Consider the following 3,043-nt stretch of genomic DNA (forward strand, 5'->3'; position numbering starts at 1 on the left):
ATCAGAGACTTTTCCCCCAGAACTGGAGAATATGAGTTGTTTACTCTGGGATTTCCCTGCACCGGAACCAGCATTGCAGGTAACGGAACCGGACTCAAGCACCCAGAGTCAAGCTTGTGGCTCGAAGCATTGCGGTGCATCACAATCGGACAGACTACATAGTAGAGCAACTACGTCAGCATCAAAAGTAAAAACATCAAGTGCGATCGCTTCCACTCAAACCCAAAAACCCCGTCATAGTGACCGAGACGATTTTAGATTTTGGATTTTGGATTTTGGATTAAATCTAAATCTAGAATCTAAAAAAAAGGTTGCAAGCCTCTGGGTTTACCCAGATGAAAACCAAAAAAATCATTATTGCAAGCCTCTTCTTTATAAGGAGAGGTCAATCCAAAATCGTAAATCCAAAATCCAAAATTGGTTGACCGGGTTCGAGTTGGGGTATATCCCGTAGGTTAGTTATAGAGATTAGTTATAGTTGCAAGTCTTGTAATTACTACTACGGCGCGGTTGATGATTTCGGAAATTGAGAAGGTTGATTGAGTGCGATCGCACTATCTCTAGTTGTCCTCTTTTTTGGCATTGACGGCTTAAGCTTTTGTTAACGAATCAGCTCTAAATAGCTCTATTTGATAACCATTTCCTTGTTTATTTAGGAATAATTCTGAATTGAGCTTGTTTACTAAAAAATGCTGATATTGTGTGTTATTAAGGGTTACAAAAGTATAAGGTTTATCGATTGCTGACTGTAAAATTTCTCGTAATTTTGTAGGCAATGTTTCAAAATTCTTTACTAAACCTGAAGATTGTAACTGTGTAAAACGTTCGTTGGATATTGGCTCGCTCTTGAGATACGCAGTTGCTAGTGGTACTTGGTTCAAGTGTTTTACGACTTTAAGAAGTTCAGCAACAGTAGAAGATACGACTTTAGGAGCAAGATGAACAAACCCAAAAATCTTGTTATAAGTTTTGTTTTCACCGACGAAAACTAGATGAAACTGATCTCCTTGTGTCAGACCACTAGTATAACTTTGATCATGTAAGGCTTCTTCAAAAGCTTTGTTTGAGGTAGCAAAAACCCGATTGGTAAAATCGCTAGACAAGTTTCCTTGAAATGCTTCAACTGCAAGTTGTTGTGAGCCGATATAGCGGATAACTTCAGCATTTCCTTGGTGATCTAATTTCATATAGGTCGCAATTGGGCTATGCATGGGTGTAAATTTGAGCAGTACCTCTCTAAAAGAGACTTTTACATTTGCTGTTATATAGAACTGAGTTAACAGTATTCCTAACAAAACACATAGAAGTATTCCTAAAGCTCGAAAATGTATCGAAGTTATAAATTTTCTCATGAGCTAAGTACTCAGACAGAATTAATTACGCACATTGTTTTTTTGTTCGTTGTTAATAGTTTCCTGTCTCCACCGAGAATGCCAAATTGGGATAGGTGGTACTGTTTGATTTTAAGCTAAATGTACTACATTCAAGCTTTTGGCGAGATTATTTCGCTTCGATCACAATGACGACCAAAGGCAATTTAGTATAATCGGTATCTTCTAAAGCAATCATCATCTGGAGCGCCGATACTTCTACTGAATTGGCGCTCCAGAAAAATTCTTATTTGGTCTTACCTGGCTGAATCACGCCCACACTGCGTTCCCCAACAAATAGTCGGTTGTCTATAGAACCTTCCACTGTAATCTTACGCATTCCTGGCGAGAGAACAGCTTGCAGTGCTGATCTGTTGAACTTGACCATAAGATCAGGTACACCATCATTATCAAAGTCACCTACTTCTGTGGGTGAAGACTCAGCCTTGATAGGTGAAATAGACACGCCATCAATAGCTGTAATCTTTACAGATGAAACATTTATATTGGCAGGAGCAAACGGAGGTGGCAGTTCAATATATGCTGTTACGAAACGACCTTGGCTTTTAAGGTTAATTGTTTCAGGACCAAATTCTGTAGTTGCCACGACAAAATCTGGAACATCGGTGACTACTGCTGTTGTACTTGCTTCTCGATTGAACTTTGGAACCGGTTTCTCGTTCGATGGTGCAGAGTTGGAAAATAACTCCTCACCAGCAAATGTACGACCATTGACATTTTCTACCGCAGCATTGAATGTATAGGTACCATCGTCATTGTAAGCATTAAATATTGCCCCATACTGACCGTCACCAGGTAGAGCATCTCCATGTTCAGCCAATCCATCATCATAGAAAACTATCGGAACTGAGCTACCATCTGGGCGTATTGCTTTACCCTGTACTTTGGCTCCAACGACTGCTTGTCCATCGAAGGTTGGTGTAGCTTGTAGCTTCACAACTTCGGGAAATTTTACTACATCCTTTTGAACAGACAGATTGAGCTGAACACCGTCGTGATCTGCAAACGCTACGATACCGAATTTGCCTGTAGTGACATTGCTACTGGACACGTTCATCTTCCATGTCCCACTTTCAGGTTTAGCAATCCGGAAGATGACGCTATTTGAGCCACCTATAAATTCAACATTAGGATAACTGCTGGCAGATTCTTTATTGATAATGTTGCCCGAAGGAGTAGTTAATGAAAGCGAGATGTTGTCACTGGAATTTGCCAAGCTTAATGCAAACGTTGCGCTGTCTGCATTGTTCTCTACAAAGATTGGAAACTCAACGGCTTGATTTGCTGAAATTGTATTTACCGGAGCAGATGCCAAAATGCCATTGCCGGTACTTTCAGCAGCAAGTTGAATGAAGACATTACTAAGATCAGAACTATTGGCGACACGATAAAACTTACCGCCTGTTGAAGTTGCAATATTTTGCAAAGTTGCTTGACCAGAGGTAGAAATACCGCTACCGACTCCGAGCGTTAATACAGTCACTCCTTCTTTCTGTAGTGTTGGTATTACTGAACTGAGGGGGCGACGAAATAAGCTAAAACATAGACTCGATAAGCTTCATAGCCCTTAAACCCTGTTGATAATATTTACGTTTATTACGATTAATTCTCATTAATTCGGTTACTAACCCCACACAAATATCTTTGAAATT

General features: G+C 40.0%; 3 protein-coding genes. 1 reads left to right on the forward strand and 2 read right to left on the reverse strand.

Going from position 1 to position 3,043, the window contains the following annotated elements; all coding sequences use genetic code 11:
* Window positions 1-36: 36 nt before the first annotated feature.
* A complete protein-coding gene (locus tag ACE1AT_RS03190) occupies window positions 37-162 on the forward strand; it encodes a DNA cytosine methyltransferase (RefSeq protein WP_374865869.1) in 126 nt (41 codons plus the stop codon).
* 428 nt (window positions 163-590) lie between these two features.
* On the opposite strand, the gene ACE1AT_RS03195 is transcribed toward ACE1AT_RS03190, so the two are convergent.
* On the reverse strand, window positions 591-1,187 hold the full coding sequence (locus ACE1AT_RS03195) for a hypothetical protein (RefSeq protein WP_374865867.1): 597 nt from the start codon (window positions 1,185-1,187) through the stop codon (window positions 591-593).
* 430 nt (window positions 1,188-1,617) lie between these two features.
* Entirely contained in the window at window positions 1,618-2,874 is a 1,257-nt protein-coding gene (locus ACE1AT_RS03200) for a choice-of-anchor X domain-containing protein (protein WP_374865868.1), read from the reverse strand.
* Window positions 2,875-3,043 lie beyond the last annotated feature (169 nt).

Origin of the sequence: Pelatocladus sp. BLCC-F211 (genome assembly GCF_041928655.1) — a bacterium.
GTDB lineage: Bacteria > Cyanobacteriota > Cyanobacteriia > Cyanobacteriales > Nostocaceae > Pelatocladus.